This window comes from Yersinia aldovae 670-83, from assembly GCF_000834395.1.
Taxonomy (GTDB): Bacteria; Pseudomonadota; Gammaproteobacteria; order Enterobacterales; family Enterobacteriaceae; genus Yersinia; species Yersinia aldovae.
Window position 1 is genome coordinate 2781165 of the sequence record NZ_CP009781.1, and the last position, 17921, is coordinate 2799085.

Genomic DNA, 17921 nt, shown 5'->3' on the forward strand with positions numbered 1-17921 from the left:
ACGCATGGAGTGCAGTTTATTCGTGCATTAAACGCCATGTCACAATGACTTGTGCTAGAGTCATTCTATGCAAAAACCGGATCTCAACCTGCTTATCACGCTCGATGTTCTGCTCGCGGAAGGCAGTGTTGTACGTGCCGCCCAGCGGCTGGGGCTTAGTCCATCAGCAATGAGCCGGGCGCTGGCCAGATTGCGCAAAACTACCGGTGATCCTTTGCTGGTAAGGGCAGGGCGTGCATTGGTACCCACCCCAAGAGCGCTTGAGCTACGTGAACAGGTCAGCCAACTGGTACATAATGCGGCGGCGGTTCTACGCCCTGCGACGCAGCTGGATCTCACCCAACTGGCGCGCACCTTCACCTTACGTACCAGTGACGGTTTTGTCGAAAACGTCGGTGCGGCGCTGTTAGCGCGAATTCACCAAGAGGCTCCTGATGTTCGGCTACGTTTTATGCAAAAACGGGACAAAGAGAGCACATTATTGCGTGATGGCATTGTCGATCTCGAAACCGGTGTGGTTGGTGCGATGGCCAGCCCCGAGTTACGCACGCGTGCATTATTTCGCGATCACTTTATTGGCGTGGTGCGTGCCAGCCACCCCTTATGCGAAGGGGATATCACCGCAGATCGTTATGCGGCGCAGAACCATCTCTTGATCTCGCGCCGTCAGAACCATAAAGGGCCGATTGATGAAGCATTACAGCTACTGGGGCTTGAAAGGAATGTGATAGCTTCCGTTGATAGCATTTCTACCGCACTGGCCCTGGTTAAAGGTTCCGACCTGATAGCGACGGTTCCTGAGCGTCACTCCGCCAATTTACGTATCGGATTACACAGTTTCCCTCTTCCATTTACGTTAGCACCCATCACACTCTCTATGCTGTGGCACCCACGTATGGACGCTGACCCCGCACACCGTTGGCTGCGCCGGTGTGTGCTCGACGTGTCATCCCTGACGGAAGGGCCAGGTCAGGTCTAATGGCGATTGTCAGCTCGTTGTAACCGATACCCGCTTTCCTACATCCAGCGCATGTAATGTTTAAGCTACGGTATGAATAGTGGCAAGCCTCTCGATCAGCACTGTTTCAGTGTGCAGCTTTAATTCCTCGCTATTTAATATCAAACCACCTGGGTGTGTCATCGGGAAAGTCATGGTGGCTTCAGTGGGTACCCAAGAGCAGAGGCTATTCGCGCAGTAGTTTCACCACAGAATTACCAAATTCGGCCATTATTGGGGAAAAAGGAACACTCTTGTTAGGCCGTCGGTGTCGGCGTTTTATGCGCCCGATTAGGTAAAAAGCAGTGCAAGATTATCTTGCCAATAGTTATGGTATAAAACCATATAAAATCACCTTTATATCAGTGTGTTATGCTGTATTTTTTAAAAAAATACTCATTAGAATGGTTTTTTGGCCGAAAACTATTCTTTACCAGAAGATATTTATTCACTGCAAACAAAATAATTTACAGCGGAACAACTCATGAAAGACGTTAAGAACATTATTCCGATTGCGCACATCAAAAAAAATCTATTGGGGATGGCGCTGTTGTTCACCACGTTAATGAGTCAGGCGGCAATCAGCCTGGATCAAACGCGGATTATCTTTAATAGTACTGATAAGTTTGCCAGTGTCGTGTTAAAAAACAAAAGTGAAACACTCCCTCATTTGGCGCTATCGTGGCTGGAAAATGTAGCCGGACAGAAAGTCGATAGCCCGCTGGTTGTTGTGCCGCGAGCGCAGCGTATAGAGGCTGGGCAAAAGGGTCTGGTTCGCATCATGAAGTTGCCAGAGGCTAACAAGTTACCAACCGATCGCGAGACGTTATTCTATTTCAATGTGCGGGAAGTGCCGCCAAAAAGTAATATGCCCAATACGGTGCAAATAGCGATTCAAAACCGGGTGAAACTGTTTTATCGGCCTGCCTCGCTCAACGCGAGTGCTAGCGGTATCTGGCAGGAGAAGTTACAACTCAGCAAGCAAGGTGGAGGCGTGAAGATTTATAATCCCACGCCTTATTACATTACGATTGGGTATTTGAGTCAGGATCATCGCGGCAATTTCCCCGGTTTTGATAGCGTGATGATTGCACCTTTTAGCACTGAATCGGTGAAAACGTCGGGTTATCGCGGCAACCGTTATAGCCTTGGTTATATAAATGACTTTGGTGGCATGGTCATTCGTACCTTTAACTGCTCTGGCGTGAATTGCCAAATTCAGTCGCTAAATGAGCAAAAATAATGCCTGTACCGGCTGGAGTGCGAAATGCAGGGCGTTGGGCAATTGAATCGATCCCGATGAGCTTATATTAGCATTAGGTCTCTGGGCTGAGGAAAAATAGCCGCAGCCCATCAGTTAGTTGTCTGTGTTATTCACTCACACAGCGGCAGTAATTGCTGATAAAGCTTTTTAAAGATTATCCGACGTCCACTGTAATAGTGATACCGCTGTGCATCAGGCAAGTGCCTTTGCTCCAGCATCAGCGGCGGTAATAAGTCGGCCAGAGGTACATTCGGATTTATGGCAATCTGGGCTAGCCTGGCAGCACCCAGTGCCGGGCCTACATCCCCGCCGGTACGATAATCCAACGTTTTGCCACTGATATCAGCCAGCATTTGTCGCCAGTATGCACTGCGTGCGCCACCGCCTATCAAGGTGATCGAACCGGGCTGCAACCCACTGGCATGTAGCGCATCCATGCCGTCAGCGAGCGCAAATCCTACGCCTTCCAGCACTGCGCGGGCTAAATCTGCCCGACCATGTTGGTGGGTAAAGCCCCAGAATGCACCTTTGGCATTAGGATTATTATGGGGTGTGCGCTCACCGGAAAGGTAGGGCAAGAACCACACGGGTGTAGCCGCAGGTGGTGTTTTTTCTACCTCGGCGAGCAATGCAGGAACGCTGTCGGCACCGGTGAGTTGGCAGGCCCAATCCAGGCATGACGCGGCGCTGAGCATGACAGACATCAGATGCCAGGTATCCGGCAGCGCATGGCAGAAACTGTGTACCGCACTGGCCGGATTACTGAGGAAGCCATCACTCACGGCAAAATAGACACCGGATGTACCCAGCGATAGCATTGCCTGACCGCTCTGATACAGGCCGACCCCAATAGCACCCGCAGCATTGTCGCCACCCCCGGCTACCACCGGTATTGAACCCATCCCCCAGCGCGTGGCAATATCCGCACGAACATGGCCGGTAATCTGGTTGCCTTCAAACAATACTGGCATATGCTGGCGGCCCAAATCGCAGGCGGCCAGCATCTCATCACTCCAGTCGCGTTTTGCCACATCGAGCCACATCGAGCCGGCGGCATCTGACATATCAGTGGCAAAATCACCACTGATCAGAAAACGTAGATAATCTTTGGGTAACAGCACCTTATCAATACGATTGAAAATGTCTGGCTCATGTTCTGCCAGCCATTTTAGTTTCGGTGCGGTAAACCCCGGCATCATCAGGTTGCCGGTAATCTGGCGCGACTCGGGCACCGCATGTTCCAGTGCCTGGCATTGGGAGAAACTGCGGCCATCATTCCATAAAATGGCCGGACGCAGCACCTGATGCTGTTTATCCAGTAGGGTTGCGCCGTGCATTTGGCCGGTCAGTCCGAGGGCTTTTACCTGCTGTAAATCATGCTCTACAGCCAATGCGTGCAGGGCTTTATCGGTTGCCTGCCACCAGTCAGATGGGTTCTGTTCTGACCATAAAGGGTGCGGGCGCGAGACGGATAAAGTGGCACTTTGGCTGGCAATCACCTGCCCGTTTTCGGCCAAGAGGATTGCTTTGACGCCGGAAGTGCCTAAGTCGATGCCAAGGTACATATGCCTTCCTTATAGGTGAGACTGGGACAGCGAGTGCCCCATTTTAAACATCAGCCGAATATATAGCGGTTAACCCGATTTTCTAGTTGCTCTTGATGCCCACTCTGGTGCTGTGGGTTCAAGTTATGCTGTTCGGCATAATGCGCTAACTCTTTCAGCGACAGTTTGCCTTTTAGGATCTGTTGCCCAAACTCTTCATTCCAACCGGCATAACGTTTAGCAACCTGCTTATCTAACTGACCCTCTTCAATCATTTTGACCGCAATTTTTAGTGCCAGAGCCATTGTATCCATCGCACCGATATGACCGTAGAACAAGTCATATTTATCAGTGCTTTGGCGGCGTACTTTGGCATCAAAGTTTAAGCCGCCGGTGGTAAAACCACCCGCTTTGAGGATTTCAAACATCACCAGCGCGTTTTCTTCTACGCTATTTGGGAATTGATCAGTATCCCAGCCCAACTGTGGGTCACCCCGGTTGGCATCCACCGAGCCGAAAATACCTAATGCAATCGCACTGGCTATCTCATGATGGAAAGAGTGCCCCGCTAATGTGGCGTGGTTAGCCTCAATATTCACTTTAATCTCTTTTTCCAGCCCAAACTGTTTAAGGAAACCATAAACAGTTGCTACGTCATAATCGTATTGATGCTTAGTTGGCTCCTGTGGTTTAGGCTCAATTAACAGTGTGCCCTGGAAACCGGTTTTATGTTTATGCTCAACCACCATCTGCATAAAACGGCCAATTTGCTCGCGTTCCTGGCGCAAATCCGTATTTAACAGTGTTTCATAGCCCTCACGCCCACCCCATAATACATAGTTTTCACCGCCCAATTTTTGAGTGGCATTCATGGCGGTAAAGACCTGAGTTGCAGCCCAACTGAAGACTTCCGGATCTGGATTGGTGGCTGCACCTGCACCATAACGCGGATGGGTAAAGCAGTTCGCGGTGCCCCATAATAATTTTACGCCACTGCTTTCTTGCTTCTCCGCCAGCACGTCGGTCATTACCGCGAAATTATTCAGATATTCTTTCAGTGATGCGCCCTCTGGCGAGACATCGACATCGTGGAAGCAATAATAAGGCACATTCAGCTTATGGAAGAATTCAAACGCCACATCGGCTTTACGTTTTGCCAGCGCCAGTGCATCTCCTGAGTGTTGCCACGGGCGATCAAAGGCATTGGCTCCGAACATGTCGGCTCCGCCCCAGCAGAACGTATGCCAATAGCAGGCGGCAAAGCGCAGATGGTCGGCCATTCGCTTACCAAGGATAATTTCATCCGGATTGTAGTGATGAAATGCCAGCGGGTTAACGCTCTGGCGGCCTTCGTAACGCACTTGTTCTAATTCATCAAAATAAGATTGCATGAAATACTCCTTGGAAGCTGGCCCCGCTTTTGCCGGGCAGATGAGCCTTTATCTTCGGAGTTGTCGGCAATTGTCTCAATTACGTTATTTCACACTTAAATTCAGAGAATTATTAATTGTGGTGTAGATCTCATAAATAACAGTTTAATTATAAAAACTCTGGGATATTTATCGATCGGATAACATTTACTGCATGAATCATGCATTTCCTGGGAAAGAAAACATGATCGTTATCATAAAATTAACATTAAACCAAAAAACATAATTGGCGGATGAAAATCTGTAATTGCCGATGTGCAAATAAGCGTCAACAATCCCTGTTGCCGTTGATGTTTACTGTTTCTCTTACCCTGCTTCTACAATAATAAAGGTACTTAAAGATGAAATTTAAGAACATTTTACTCTCCGCTTGTGCCGTACTGGTAATGGTCAGCCAGCCTGGATTCAGTAAAGAAATTAAGATCGGTATGGCGATAGATGATTTACGTCTTGAACGCTGGCAGAAAGACCGCGATATTTTTGTTAACAAAGCTGAGTCTTTAGGCGCTAAAGTTTTTGTTCAATCTGCAAATGGCAATGAAGAAACACAAATGTCGCAGATTGAGAATATGATTAACCGCGGCGTTGATGTTTTGGTGATTATTCCTTACAACGGACAGGTATTAAGCAATGTTATTGCTGAGGCCAAAAGAGAAGGAATAAAGGTCTTAGCTTATGATCGTATGATTAATAATGCTGATATTGATTTTTATATCTCATTTGATAATGAAAAAGTGGGTGAATTACAGGCGAAAAGTCTGGTTGAACGAGTGCCACAAGGCAACTATTTTCTGATGGGTTGCTCGCCGGTCGATAACAATGCCAAATTGTTCCGCCAGGGGCAAATGACAGTGCTTAATCCTTTGATAAAAGAAGGGAAAATTAAAATTGTTGGCGATCAGTGGGTTGATGCCTGGCTGCCAGAAAATGCCTTAAAAATCATGGAGAATGCCTTAACTGCCAACAATAACAATATTGATGCTGTGGTGGCATCCAACGATGCAACCGCCGGTGGTGCAATTCAGGCATTAGCTGCTCAGGGGCTGGCGGGGAAAGTGGCTATCTCTGGGCAGGATGCCGATTTAGCTGCAATAAAACGTATTGTTGCCGGTACGCAAACCATGACGGTATATAAACCTATCAGTAAATTAGCCAACGATGCGGCAGAAATTGCAGTAATACTGGGTAAAGGTGAGGAGCCGAAAGCGAACAGTAAATTAAATAATGGTATAAAAGATGTTCCTGCTTATTTATTAACACCGATTCAAGTTGATAAAAGTAATATTGACAGCACAATAATAACTGATGGGTTCCACAAAAAATCAGATATTTATTGATTGGCATAATGCCGACGGATTTTTGTAATAAACGGTCAGTTAATTAAGTTATTGACATGGCCGTTACTTAATATGGCCGTAATACTATAAGATCAACGGCATTAAGGAGGGAACTGTGCCCTACCTACTGGAAATGAAAAGCATTACTAAAAAATTCGGCATTGTTAAAGCCGTGGATAATATCAGCCTGACATTAGAAACTGGGCAGGTGTTATCTTTGTGCGGTGAAAATGGTTCCGGAAAGTCCACACTAATGAAAGTGTTATGTGGTATTTACCCCACAGGATCCTATCAGGGGGAAATAATTTTCTCAGGCGAAACGCTTCAGGCCAAAAATATTCGCGAAACAGAACAAAAGGGCATCGCGATTATTCATCAGGAACTGGCATTGGTGAAACAAATGTCGGTGCTGGAAAATATGTTCCTCGGTTCCGAATGGGGTCGTTTCGGTATTATGGATTACGATGGCATGTACTTACGCTGTCAGCGCATGTTGGCACAGGTCAAGCTGGCAGTCGACCCTAATACCCCGGTGGGCGAGTTGGGCCTTGGGCAGCAACAATTGGTTGAGATTGCGAAAGCGCTGAATAAACAAGTACGGTTGCTGGTTTTGGATGAACCGACCGCCTCGCTGACCGAAAGTGAAACCGCTATTTTGCTGGATATTATCCGTGATCTGCGTAACCACGGTATTGCCTGCATCTATATCTCGCACAAATTGAATGAAGTGAAAGCGATATCAGATCACATCTGTGTGATCCGCGATGGCCGCCATATCGGTACTCGCCCAGCAGCGAGTATGAGCGAAGATGACATCATCTCCATGATGGTTGGTCGCGAACTCAAAGAGTTATACCCCCATGAGGCCCACCACATTGGTGATGAAATTCTACGGGTAGAGAATCTCTGCGCCTGGCATCCGGTCAATCGCCATATTCGCCGGGTGGATGAAGCCTCTTTCTCGTTGAAACGTGGTGAGATTTTAGGCATTGCCGGATTGGTTGGCTCGGGCCGAACTGAAACGGTGCAATGCCTGTTTGGAGTCTATCCTGGCCGTTGGCAGGGAGATATCTATATCAAGGGTAAACCTGTTGCCATCAACACTTGCCAGCAGGCGATGAAACTGGGTATTGCGATGGTGCCAGAAGACCGCAAAAAAGATGGCATCGTACCGGTAATGGGGGTTGGGGCTAATATTACACTGGCGGCACTGGGTGATTTTACCAATTATTTCAGTGTCTTGGATGATGCCAAAGAGCAATCCACTATTGTGCAATCGCTGGCACGACTGCAGGTCAAAACCTCATCGTCAGAGCTGGCTATTGCTCGCCTTAGTGGTGGTAATCAGCAAAAAGCGATTCTGGCTAAATGTTTATTGCTGAACCCACAAATTTTGATCCTCGATGAGCCAACGCGCGGTATCGATATTGGTGCAAAATACGAAATATATAAACTTATCAATCAATTGGTCCAGCAGGGGATTGCGGTCATTGTGATTTCCTCTGAATTGCCGGAGGTCTTGGGATTAAGTGATCGGGTGTTGGTCATGCATCAGGGGCGCATCAAAGCCGATCTTATTAACCATAACCTGACTCAAGAAAAGGTCATGGAAGCCGCACTCAGGAGTGAAACCCATGTCGCAAGCTAATCAGTCTGAACTGAACACGTCAGAAAATGGCGCTAAAAAACAGCTATTTCGGCTAAAATCAATTAATTTACAAGTTTTTGTCATGTTGGCAGCAATCGCCATTATTATGCTATTTTTCACTTTCACCACCGAAGGGGCGTATCTCAGCGCCAGAAACATTTCGAACTTACTGCGTCAGACGGCGATTACCGGCATCTTGGCGGTGGGGATGGTGTTTGTCATTATTTCGGCGGAAATTGATCTCTCTGTCGGTTCGATGATGGGGTTGCTTGGCGGAGTGGCGGCTATTTTTGATGTGTGGCTTGGCTGGCCGCTGCCGCTGACGATTGTGGTTACGCTAGGTTTGGGGTTGGTACTGGGAGCATGGAATGGTTGGTGGGTTGCTTACCGTAAAGTGCCTTCGTTTATTGTCACCCTTGCCGGAATGCTGGCTTTTCGCGGTATCTTAATTGGTATCACCAACGGTACGACTGTATCACCGACCAGCAACGCGATGTCGCAAATCGGCCAAAGTTATCTGCCTAATGGGTTGGGTTTTGGTATCGGAGCTATTGGCCTGATGCTGTTTGTGGCCTGGCAATGGCGTCAACGCAATCACCGTATTCGCTTGGGTTTGCCGGTTGCCGCACCACAAGGAGATGTTACGCGCCAATCAATTACCGCAGTAATAGTTCTTGGCGCGATATATTTATTGAATGATTATCGCGGTGTTCCCACACCAGTATTGATCCTGACAGCCTTGATGCTAGCCGGTATATTTATGGCCACCCGGACTGCTTTTGGCCGTCGGATCTATGCCATTGGCGGCAATATCGACGCCGCTCGACTGTCTGGCGTGAATGTTGAACGCACCAAACTGGCGGTATTTGCTATCAATGGATTGATGGTGGCAATGGCTGGTTTGATTCTTAGCTCACGCTTGGGGGCCGGTTCACCTTCAGCCGGTAATATTGCCGAACTGGATGCGATTGCCGCTTGTGTCATTGGTGGCACCAGTCTGGCGGGTGGGATCGGGAGTGTGGCGGGTGCAGTCATGGGGGCATTTATTATGGCTTCTCTCGACAATGGGATGAGTATGCTGGATGTGCCGACTTTCTGGCAGTACATTGTGAAAGGCGCGATTTTACTGTTGGCAGTCTGGATGGACTCTGCCACCAAACGCCGGGTTTAATCCTATCACTTTGCTGAGAGATCAATGTCATCTGCATTGGTCTTTCAGCTTATTGAGCTTTGATATCCCACCCACTTCAGGAGCCATTCCCATGTTTGAGAAACGCTACCGGATAACCTTGCTGTTTAACGCTAATAAAGTGTACGACCGGCAGGTGGTGGAAGGTGTCGGTGAGTATTTACAGGCATCGCAATGCGATTGGGATATCTTTATTGAAGAGGATTTTCGCTGCCGTATCGATAATATTCGAGATTGGCTGGGTGATGGTGTTATTGCGGATTTTGATGATCGGCAGATAGAGCAATTGCTGGCGAATGTGGATGTTCCTATTATCGGCGTGGGGGGGTCTTATCATCAACAGGAAGAATACCCACCAGTAGATTATATTGCGACCGATAATGCGGCGCTGGTTGAAGCGGCATTTATGCATTTGAAAGAAAAGGGGTTAAACCGTTTTGCATTCTACGGTTTACCAGACAGTAGCGATAAGCGTTGGGCGCAGGAGCGGGAATATGCCTTCCGCCAATTAGTGGCGGCAGAACAATATCAAGGAGTGGTCTATCAGGGGATGGCGACCGCCCCGGCTAATTGGCAATACACCCAAAATCGGCTGGCGGATTGGGTGCAAACTCTGCCACATCAGACGGGAATTATTGCTGTGACGGATGCCCGGGCGCGGCATTTGCTGCAAGTGTGCGAGCATCTGGATATTGCGGTGCCAGAGAGATTGAGTGTGATTGGCATTGATAATGAAGAATTAACTCGCTATTTATCGCGAGTAGCACTCTCTTCGGTGGTGCAAGGGACGCGACAGATGGGCTATCGGGCAGCCAAGTTGCTGCATCAGCGCCTTAACCAACGCCAGAAACAGCAAGAGACTCCGCCATTACAGCGCATTTTGGTGCCACCGGTTAAAGTGATGGCCCGCCGCTCAACGGATTTCCGCTCGCTACGTGATCCGGCGGTGATTCAGGCGATGCATTATATTCGCCATCATGCATGTAAGGGAATTAAGGTTGAACAGGTGCTAGACGCGGTTGGGATGTCGCGCTCGAATCTGGAAAAGCGCTTCAAAGATGATATTGGTCAGACTATTCATGGCGTCATTCATGAGGAAAAGCTCGATCGTGCGCGAAATCTACTGGCCGCGACCTCATTGCCCATCAATGAAATCTCGCAGATGTGCGGTTATCCATCGTTGCAATACTTCTATTCGGTGTTCAAAAAAGGCTATTTGATTACGCCAAAAGAGCACCGTGATAAGTACGGCGAAGTGATCTATTAGTCAGTTCTGAGCCGATAATCTCTCTTTCACTGTTATCCAGATGGGGGATTTATTACCCCCCTGTATTGAATGGCTAGCACCATACAATAAACACGCTATAATCACCGGCTTACATTCCTATCTTCTCTGGAAGATCATCGTCCCCGGTGGGGCGGCTGGACTTCAAATCCAGATGGGGCCGCCAGCGGTCCCTGGCAGGTTCGACTCCTGTGATCTTCCGCCAAAGCTCTTCCGTATTACTCCCCAAAAGTCCTAAAAATCCCAGTAAAACCAATAGATAGAGCGTTTTATTGTCCGTAGGTGTCCGAGCTTATCTCTCTAAATCCGTAACAATTGTGTATAGTAAAGGGTATAGAATTACCCTATACCTTTTTGAGCTATACACATGCCACTTTCAGATATCCAGATTCGCCGTGCTAAACCACAAGAAAAAGCCTATACCCTGAGTGACGGGCAAGGGCTATCACTCTTAATTGAACCTAACGGCAGCAAAGGGTGGCGCTTTCGCTATCGTTTTGCCGGTAAAGCCCGATTAATGTCATTAGGGACTTATGACTTGATATCCCTTGCTGAAGCTCGCTCTAAGCGAGATGTGGCACGTAAACAGGTTGCAGATGGAACAGATCCCGCAGAGGTGAAAAAGGCTGAGAAGTTGGCGCAGCGGCTTTCATCGGAAAACTCTTTTGAGGCTATTAGCCGTGAGTGGCATAAAGCCAAAGCCGATCGCTGGTCATTGGGCTATAGGGAAGAAATCATGAGTACCTTTGAGGCGGATATATTCCCGTATATTGGTAAACGGCCAATTGCAGAAATCACACCGCTGGAGTTACTTGATGTGCTTCAACGTATCGAAAAGCGTGGAGCGTTAGAAAAAACGCGCAAAGTACGCCAGCGCTGTGGTGAAGTATTTCGTTATGCCATTATTACCGGCCGTGCTGAATATAATCCCGCCCCTGACCTTGCCAGCGCATTAAGTACGCCCAAGAAACAGCACTACCCGTTCCTGTCCGCCGAGGAGATGCCATATTTTATTCGTGACCTAGAGGGTTACACCGGCAGCATTATAACCAAGAACGCCGCAAAGATACTGATGTTGACTGGTGTACGAACTAAGGAAATGCGTTTTGCTACTTGGCAGGAAATCGATCTTGAGAACGGTTTGTGGGAGATTCCAGCAGAACGAATGAAGATGCGCCGCCCCCATATCGTGCCGCTGTCTACACAAGTTATAGCGCTATTTAAACAGCTCTTACCTATCACCGGGCATTACCCCTATATTTTTATTGGACGAAATGACCATAAAAAGCCTATAAGTAAAGAAACAGTCAATCAGGTCATTGAATTACTGGGTTATAAAGGCCGTGCGACGGGTCACGGATTTAGACATACCATGTCAACGATATTACATGAGCAAGGCTATGATAGTGCATGGATAGAGCTACAATTGGCTCACGTTGATAAGAATAGTATTCGCGGTACTTACAACCATGCGCAGTATCTTGAAAAACGTAGAGAGATGTTGCAGTGGTATTCTGATAATTTATATTGATAATATAGTCGGAGGATAGAGAGGGAATAATTCCCTTCTATCCTCAAATACTATTATTCTGGTCGAGATGTGTAAGCTTGTTTCTCATGAGTTGGTGTTTGAGGAAAAGCAAGAAAAAGTAACTCACCTTTTACCATACTTGAAAGATACTGTTGCCTTACAGCATCAGGGCGTCGATTTAGAATTAAAGCCAATGCATTAAGAGTAATAAAGTGCTCACTGCATATTTTAATTATTAGTTCTTGCATCGCTGGTCTAGCCATTCGTGATTTATTCCTAGCTTCATCTGCTAGTTGGTATAACTGAGAGCAGTATTCATCATTTAGCTTATTCACGTTATCAATAATTGGTAATCTAAGGGATATTGAAACTAATCGTCCATACATATCACGAGTTGAACCATTATTTTTGTTATCACCAGTATCAAAATTTAAGGAGCTGGTATCTGACCCGTTAGTATCGGAGCTAGGAGCGCTAGTATCGGAGCTAGGAGCGTTAATATCGGAGCTAGGAGCGTTAGTATCGGAGCTCATGAACGAGCTCAAAATAGAGGAATTGAACGCTACATTGCTAGCATTAGGCCCATGATCTAAATCAGAAAAAATTGCATCTGGTGTAACAACGGTCACTCCCGGTAGATGATAGAATTTTTCTTTCTGAGTTCCTTTAGACTCAAGAAACCCATTCTTTTCTAACCTAGGTAAGGCGATAGTAATATTTCGTGAGTGTGTCGTTGTTAAAAGTGCAACCCGCTCATGATTAACCCAGCCTTCTGATGCTGCTGATACAAGAACAATTTTTTCAAGTTCCGATAATTCTTTGAATCTATCACCGAATCTATTATATAGATCACCTTTAATCCTTTCAGAGACGAGGTCTATCATATGTAGCTCGAGTAGAGTTTGTTCCGGTTCATTTTTTTCATGGAGCCTAGGGCTTTTCCAATCCTCTTCCCTCCAATTATCAAATATTTTTCTTATACCAGAACCTAGTTTTTCACTTAATCCAACCATTCTGAACATATCGTGAACGAAACTATTCCGACAGTCACTTTCGCCACCTTCTATTGCTTGTTCCACGGGTATTCTCATAAGTCCGGGGTTTCTGAATCCAAACATATCTGGGCGTTTAACAATTAAAATAGATGCTCTTCCGCTATAGTCAGCATGTGCAAGAGTATTAACTAATGCTTCACGGAGTGACTCATGAATCTTATTTTCTTCCTTTCTTTGGTCTCCTTCTAATTGAAATCTAACTTTAAGATCTATAGTTAGTTTTTTTATTATCTTTAAATAGAATTCAAATAAATTTCCAGACCAAGTACCATCAAGAGTAACCCTATCGATGTATCTACTGTCTTTCTCTGCTGCCGATCTTTCTAAGTAGTCTAAATGGTAATTACTAAATTGTTCTCTAATACTTTGATATTTTCCGAACATAAGTAATCCTGCAACTGTAATGCTTTCTTGTCCAGATGTCCGTTCTCTTTTCCATGCTCCAAGAGCTCTTAAAAACTCAATGTCTTCTAAAGCATTAAATTGATGCTCCGGCTGTCTGTTTTGAAACATTTGACGGTAGGTTTTAAGTGTTCCAATATCAATGTCGGCTAAATCAAACCCTGGGATTGCTTGTGCATCTCTAGCTTCATGACCTCTCTCAGACCACATTCTTTGTAATATTTCTTCTGTTGCACGATAATCCCCGCCGTGCTGTCTTATATATGTTCCTAATTTAGGGTTATTATTTATATAAACAGGTTTTTGACGTCGATTCGCTCTAGGTATCTTGAGCTTTATAATTTTTTTATTATCGATATCTATAACTTCTACATCATCTGGTGTAAGTATATTTACGTTGGCTTTCTCTGGATTATTAAGTGAGTCCCATAGTTGCTGTAATAGAAAGTCTGTATTGTCGACACCAGTCACTATAAATGAACCATCTAGTTCTTCAGTTAAACCAAAATATACAATTCCACCATAGCTATTTGCAAAGGAGCTATATGTTTCCCAGAAAGCTTTAGGTAATGCTTTTGACGCTTTTTTGCATTCAACTTCACTAGATTCTCTGAGTGCTTCTAATTCTTCCCAAAAATCCACACTGATATCAGACATAACATTTAATCCATGTAAATATGCTTATTGAACATTATGTAATCTCCTCGAACCAAGGTAAAGAGTAGAGTCAGGCTGAGTTTGATTTTAAGCATAAACCCCGCGCGCGCAACTACTCCTCGCCTACGCGCTCTGACTTTATCATGCACTTTTCATGCATGGCATAGAGAGCCTACAAACCCTTGTGGCGCGGTGTTTCAACTGTTTTGACGCTGAGGCGTTGCATGCAAATTCATGCACTATATGCATGCAGTGCTCATTTTGGCAGGCTAGCCAGAGAAAAAGCCCTTAAACGGCAAGGGCAAAGTGGCGAGAGTGGGGAAAAGTCCCTGCCTTGAGAGGTTACAGGCAGGGTGGGATTATTAATGAATTCGTGCGTTAGAACCGTAGCGATTTAATACTTTTCGCTCTGGTAGAATAACGGCGGGTATTATTTCAGGCTCTTTAACCGGAGGGCGAGTGATTATTTTATCCACACTCTCAATCGATTTAAAGGTACAAGAACATTCTATATTCTGACACTGATAATATGCCTCTTTGGTCTGCTCTGATAAATAGCGACTGGCGCGAGTATGAGACGCATGTTTACACACTGGGCAACGCATCATATTAGCTTTCCTCTTCTTGCTGTAATTTTTTTCTTTTTATAATTATCTCTTTGGCTAATTTAGAGCAAGAAGCCGGGCTATTGTATAACTTCCAGTCCACTCCATCTAAATTAGGCCTATTCCAGCCGATTTTATCTAAAGTTGAGTCTGGATATATTGAGATCTTATGATGCTCCGCAACATCTACTAATATCCGCCCTACTTGTCGTTCCATTATCTTATCCGGGGTTTCATAACCAAGCTGATTTTCGTTGCCCTCATCAGCTAGTGCTAGAGCACGTAATTTCAACTTAATAACCCTTATCAGAGAGGAGGGAAGTTCCAGTAAAGCCTGTCGCCATTCTTGTTCAGCATAAATTTTAAAGTTATTTTTATAGGTATTTTCAAGTTTTTTTGCTGAATAACAACATGCCAGCATCGCTGAATCTTTATCAAGCTCCAGCTCTTTGATTAGTGTTGAGAACTCCTTAGCTAATTCTTTTTGTGAGATTCGCTGACCATGCTGTTCTTTCAGCTCATCGGTCATTTCACCGCGCATATTACGAAACAAGTTCCGCCAGCTACTTTCCGCCTGCTTGCCTTTTATTTCTGCTTCTTGTTGTTGCTCATGGCAACGAGTAATTGCAGAGGTAACTTCATTCAGTATTAGCATGTTTTTCTGATGTGCTGCTTTCGCCACTTCAAAATGTTCCAAAGGGGTCATGTCAGGGATCGTGCTCATTGGTATAACTCCGTTTCAGTCAAGGTGGAGTCATTTTGCAAGCTCTCACACAACGCCTCAATCAATGCCCGTTGTGCCATTTCCCATACAACACACTCTCAAATCAAACTAAAAGGGCTATAAAAATAATAGTTTTATAAAAACTGTTCACTACTCTTCACTTTAGGAGAAAAGTATTAATAATCAATAAATAAAAGGGTGAACAGTTCATTTGAAACTATTCACCAAGTGTTCACTACTGTTCACTTGGTTAAAAAGAGCTTTTTCTCTGGCTAGCTTAAAAAGCAGGCAAAACCCTCACTGTTGTGCTCAACCACCACCACTCTTTTTAGAGCATTTTAATATCAATCAATATCTTTTAATTCTTTTTGGCTTTAACGACTCAGTACAAAAAAACACCCCTTCCACACATATACCCGAATACACCCACATAGACCCAGAGAGTCAAATACCGTCATTTTTACGTGCGTTTGTTGTGGTAAATCACACAACAACGGCTTGTTGCATCAGGTAAAAATATTCTCACAATAGGGGGCTACCCAACTGAATCCCAGCAAACCCGGCGGTATATGGCCGGACAACCAATAAGGTAGCTTTTCATGCTTGCAATGACACAACAGACTTTATCCAATACGCCACCACCAATGGCAACACACTACCCGCGTGACCGCTTTATGCGTCTACCTGAAGTGATTAACACCACCGCCTTATCCCGCTCGACCATTTATGAACTGATTAGCCGTGACCACTTCCCCGCACAAATTTCCCTTGGCGGTAAGAACGTCGCATGGCTGGCCTCTGAGATTGAGGGCTGGATGGCAGAGCGCATTGCTAACCGTCAGGGGGTATCAGCATGATCACCCTAAAAATCGGCGAGCAATTCTTCACTCTGAATGATGGAGACGTGCAATACATCGCTGAGGCGTTCCAGATTGCGCAGCAACAACCCGGCCTTGCTTTACCCAAGTACCGCAGCCAGCTAAACGGCGTGGTGCAAGTGATGTCGGGCAATGCGGCAGGCACGCCAGCACAGGCCAATTTCTACGCCCGTACCCCCGTACAGCCCAAGCCTGATATTCAGACTGATTGCTAAACCGATGACCCTCATCCCGCAAAAAGGGCTTTTCTCTGGCTTGCATTTTTTGCAGGCCTTGCGTTATAGTCGCCGTGCTGTCGCAAAATCGGCAGCCGGGCGTGGAAACCCGAGTTACTTATTGGCGACACAACACGCGCCAGGCGTGTTTTTTTATGTCGTGGCCTCGGCCTACCAGTTTTTTGCACAGTGGTTTCTACACCGCTGTCGCTATCAAGCAATGGTGGCTCAGGCGGGGCAGCCTTCGGGCTGGCCGGTTTCCAATAAGGCCGGTATTTCCACCCCCGTCTGGGCTACCACCCATAAGCGTGGAAACTTCGGTGGTAGCAATAACCAATACTTATTGGAGGCTGCCACTATGGCTACATCCCTCACCCCGTTACACCCGCAATTTATCTATCTATTCGCTGCTGTTCGTCGTACTGAATTAATGGCGCGTCCCTGCATGTTGCGTACCACCGCCAGCAGTGAGAAGAATGCCCGCCTGCGTTTAACCCGTGACTACATCCTGTCGTTTGCTGGCCGTCTGCCACTGGGGGCGGTCGCATGAATACCCTTGCCGCCCGTTATGACTGTGATACGCAGTACAGTATCCCTCACGCTGATTTTTTACGCCTCCAGCACGCACACAATGTCGGCGTGACGTTCCTCGATATGCTGGAAACACAAAGCAGCCTGCTACACGGTATTACCCCACCGTCGCCTGAATCGTTCGCCTCAATGGTGGCGTTACTGACTGACCAGCTCGGACAGGTGATGAACACCTGCGAATCACAAATCTTATCCCGCATGGAGGCACCTATCGTATGAATACCCTGAATCAATCCTGTCTGCCCGTTGAAGTCCGTACCGCTGTTTATCGCCGTGCGTTAGCCCATGCTTACCTTGATACTTGCGTGTCTCACGGGGTGAGCCTTGGTTACTCGCTGGATGAATTGCAAATGGCGATTGCGATGGATATTGAGGGCTACTATGTGCGCCAGCACGGGCCAGAAGCCGGTATGGATATGGCCTGCACTATGCTCAGTGACATGGTTCAGCCTGATATTTTGCTGGCTCCGCCGCGCCTGACAGTATTAGGGCAAAAAATGATGGATGAGCTGTGCCAAGCGCAGATAACCACAACCAGTCAAACCACCCTGCACTGAGGAGAAACAGAG

General features: G+C 46.4%; 17 protein-coding genes, 1 tRNA gene and 1 pseudogene. 13 read left to right on the forward strand and 6 right to left on the reverse strand.

Annotated elements, in window-relative coordinates:
* Window positions 1–67: 67 nt before the first annotated feature.
* Entirely contained in the window at window positions 68–979 is a 912-nt protein-coding gene (locus AT01_RS12655; protein ID WP_042547402.1) for a LysR family transcriptional regulator, read from the forward strand.
* A 63-nt stretch (window positions 980–1042) separates the two neighbouring features.
* Here AT01_RS12655 and AT01_RS22495 read toward each other — a convergent pair.
* Window positions 1043–1209: pseudogene (locus tag AT01_RS22495) on the reverse strand (isochorismatase); the annotation flags it as partial.
* A 272-nt stretch (window positions 1210–1481) separates the two neighbouring features.
* Here AT01_RS22495 and AT01_RS12660 point away from each other — a divergent pair.
* Window positions 1482–2240 carry a fimbrial biogenesis chaperone gene (locus tag AT01_RS12660; protein WP_042547403.1) on the forward strand — a complete coding sequence of 253 codons (759 nt, stop codon included), beginning with the start codon at window positions 1482–1484 and terminating at the stop codon, window positions 2238–2240.
* A 131-nt stretch (window positions 2241–2371) separates the two neighbouring features.
* Here the strand turns inward: AT01_RS12660 and xylB are convergent, their stop codons facing one another.
* The gene (xylB, locus tag AT01_RS12665; RefSeq protein ID WP_042547404.1) at window positions 2372–3826 is read right to left on the reverse strand and encodes a xylulokinase; all 1455 of its coding nucleotides are present in this window, start codon (window positions 3824–3826) and stop codon (window positions 2372–2374) included.
* Window positions 3827–3876: 50 nt separating this feature from the next.
* Window positions 3877–5196 (reverse strand): xylose isomerase, encoded by a 1320-nt coding sequence (gene xylA, locus AT01_RS12670; protein ID WP_042547405.1) that lies wholly within the window; start codon window positions 5194–5196, stop codon window positions 3877–3879.
* A gap of 380 nt (window positions 5197–5576) precedes the next feature.
* On the opposite strand from xylA, the gene xylF reads away from it, so the two are divergent.
* The 6 genes from xylF to AT01_RS12695 all read left to right on the forward strand — a co-directional run bounded on the left by xylF (window position 5577) and on the right by AT01_RS12695 (window position 12225).
* Window positions 5577–6572: a D-xylose ABC transporter substrate-binding protein gene (xylF, locus tag AT01_RS12675; protein ID WP_042547406.1), complete on the forward strand. Its 996-nt coding sequence runs from the start codon at window positions 5577–5579 to the stop codon at window positions 6570–6572.
* Between the two features lie 115 nt (window positions 6573–6687).
* Window positions 6688–8220: a xylose ABC transporter ATP-binding protein gene (locus tag AT01_RS12680; RefSeq protein WP_042547407.1), complete on the forward strand. Its 1533-nt coding sequence runs from the start codon at window positions 6688–6690 to the stop codon at window positions 8218–8220.
* Window positions 8207–9391, forward strand: a complete 1185-nt coding sequence (xylH, locus tag AT01_RS12685; RefSeq protein ID WP_042547408.1) for a xylose ABC transporter permease XylH — start codon at window positions 8207–8209, stop codon at window positions 9389–9391. The genes AT01_RS12680 and xylH overlap by 14 nt, the downstream gene beginning before the upstream one ends.
* 91 nt (window positions 9392–9482) lie before the next feature.
* Window positions 9483–10676 (forward strand): D-xylose utilization transcriptional activator XylR, encoded by a 1194-nt coding sequence (gene xylR / locus AT01_RS12690; protein WP_042547409.1) that lies wholly within the window; start codon window positions 9483–9485, stop codon window positions 10674–10676.
* Window positions 10677–10804: 128 nt separating this feature from the next.
* Window positions 10805–10899 (forward strand) — tRNA-Sec (locus AT01_RS21925).
* A 162-nt stretch (window positions 10900–11061) separates the two neighbouring features.
* Window positions 11062–12225 carry a tyrosine-type recombinase/integrase gene (locus tag AT01_RS12695; protein WP_042547410.1) on the forward strand — a complete coding sequence of 388 codons (1164 nt, stop codon included), beginning with the start codon at window positions 11062–11064 and terminating at the stop codon, window positions 12223–12225.
* A gap of 53 nt (window positions 12226–12278) precedes the next feature.
* On the opposite strand, the gene AT01_RS12700 is transcribed toward AT01_RS12695, so the two are convergent.
* From AT01_RS12700 to AT01_RS12705, 3 genes are all read right to left on the reverse strand, one after another.
* On the reverse strand, window positions 12279–14339 hold the full coding sequence (locus tag AT01_RS12700) for an RNA-binding domain-containing protein (RefSeq protein ID WP_042547411.1): 2061 nt from the start codon (window positions 14337–14339) through the stop codon (window positions 12279–12281).
* Window positions 14340–14701: 362 nt separating this feature from the next.
* Window positions 14702–14947 (reverse strand): ogr/Delta-like zinc finger family protein, encoded by a 246-nt coding sequence (locus AT01_RS20865; RefSeq protein WP_071841518.1) that lies wholly within the window; start codon window positions 14945–14947, stop codon window positions 14702–14704.
* Between the two features lies 1 nt (window position 14948).
* A complete protein-coding gene (locus AT01_RS12705) occupies window positions 14949–15668 on the reverse strand; it encodes a hypothetical protein (protein ID WP_042547412.1) in 720 nt (239 codons plus the stop codon).
* A gap of 599 nt (window positions 15669–16267) precedes the next feature.
* Here AT01_RS12705 and AT01_RS12710 point away from each other — a divergent pair.
* The 5 genes from AT01_RS12710 to AT01_RS12730 are packed head-to-tail and all read left to right on the forward strand — an operon-like array spanning window position 16268 to window position 17909.
* On the forward strand, window positions 16268–16525 hold the full coding sequence (locus AT01_RS12710) for a helix-turn-helix transcriptional regulator (RefSeq protein ID WP_050328774.1): 258 nt from the start codon (window positions 16268–16270) through the stop codon (window positions 16523–16525).
* Window positions 16522–16761: a hypothetical protein gene (locus tag AT01_RS12715; protein WP_230596541.1), complete on the forward strand. Its 240-nt coding sequence runs from the start codon at window positions 16522–16524 to the stop codon at window positions 16759–16761. The genes AT01_RS12710 and AT01_RS12715 overlap by 4 nt, the downstream gene beginning before the upstream one ends.
* A gap of 4 nt (window positions 16762–16765) precedes the next feature.
* A complete protein-coding gene (locus AT01_RS12720; RefSeq protein WP_004718142.1) occupies window positions 16766–17311 on the forward strand; it encodes a host cell division inhibitor Icd-like protein in 546 nt (181 codons plus the stop codon).
* Window positions 17308–17571 carry a hypothetical protein gene (locus AT01_RS12725; RefSeq protein ID WP_032910557.1) on the forward strand — a complete coding sequence of 88 codons (264 nt, stop codon included), beginning with the start codon at window positions 17308–17310 and terminating at the stop codon, window positions 17569–17571. Before AT01_RS12720 ends, AT01_RS12725 begins: the two co-directional genes overlap by 4 nt.
* Complete coding sequence (locus tag AT01_RS12730) at window positions 17568–17909, forward strand: DUF5375 family protein (protein ID WP_042547413.1); 342 nt, start codon at window positions 17568–17570, stop codon at window positions 17907–17909. Before AT01_RS12725 ends, AT01_RS12730 begins: the two co-directional genes overlap by 4 nt.
* Window positions 17910–17921 lie beyond the last annotated feature (12 nt).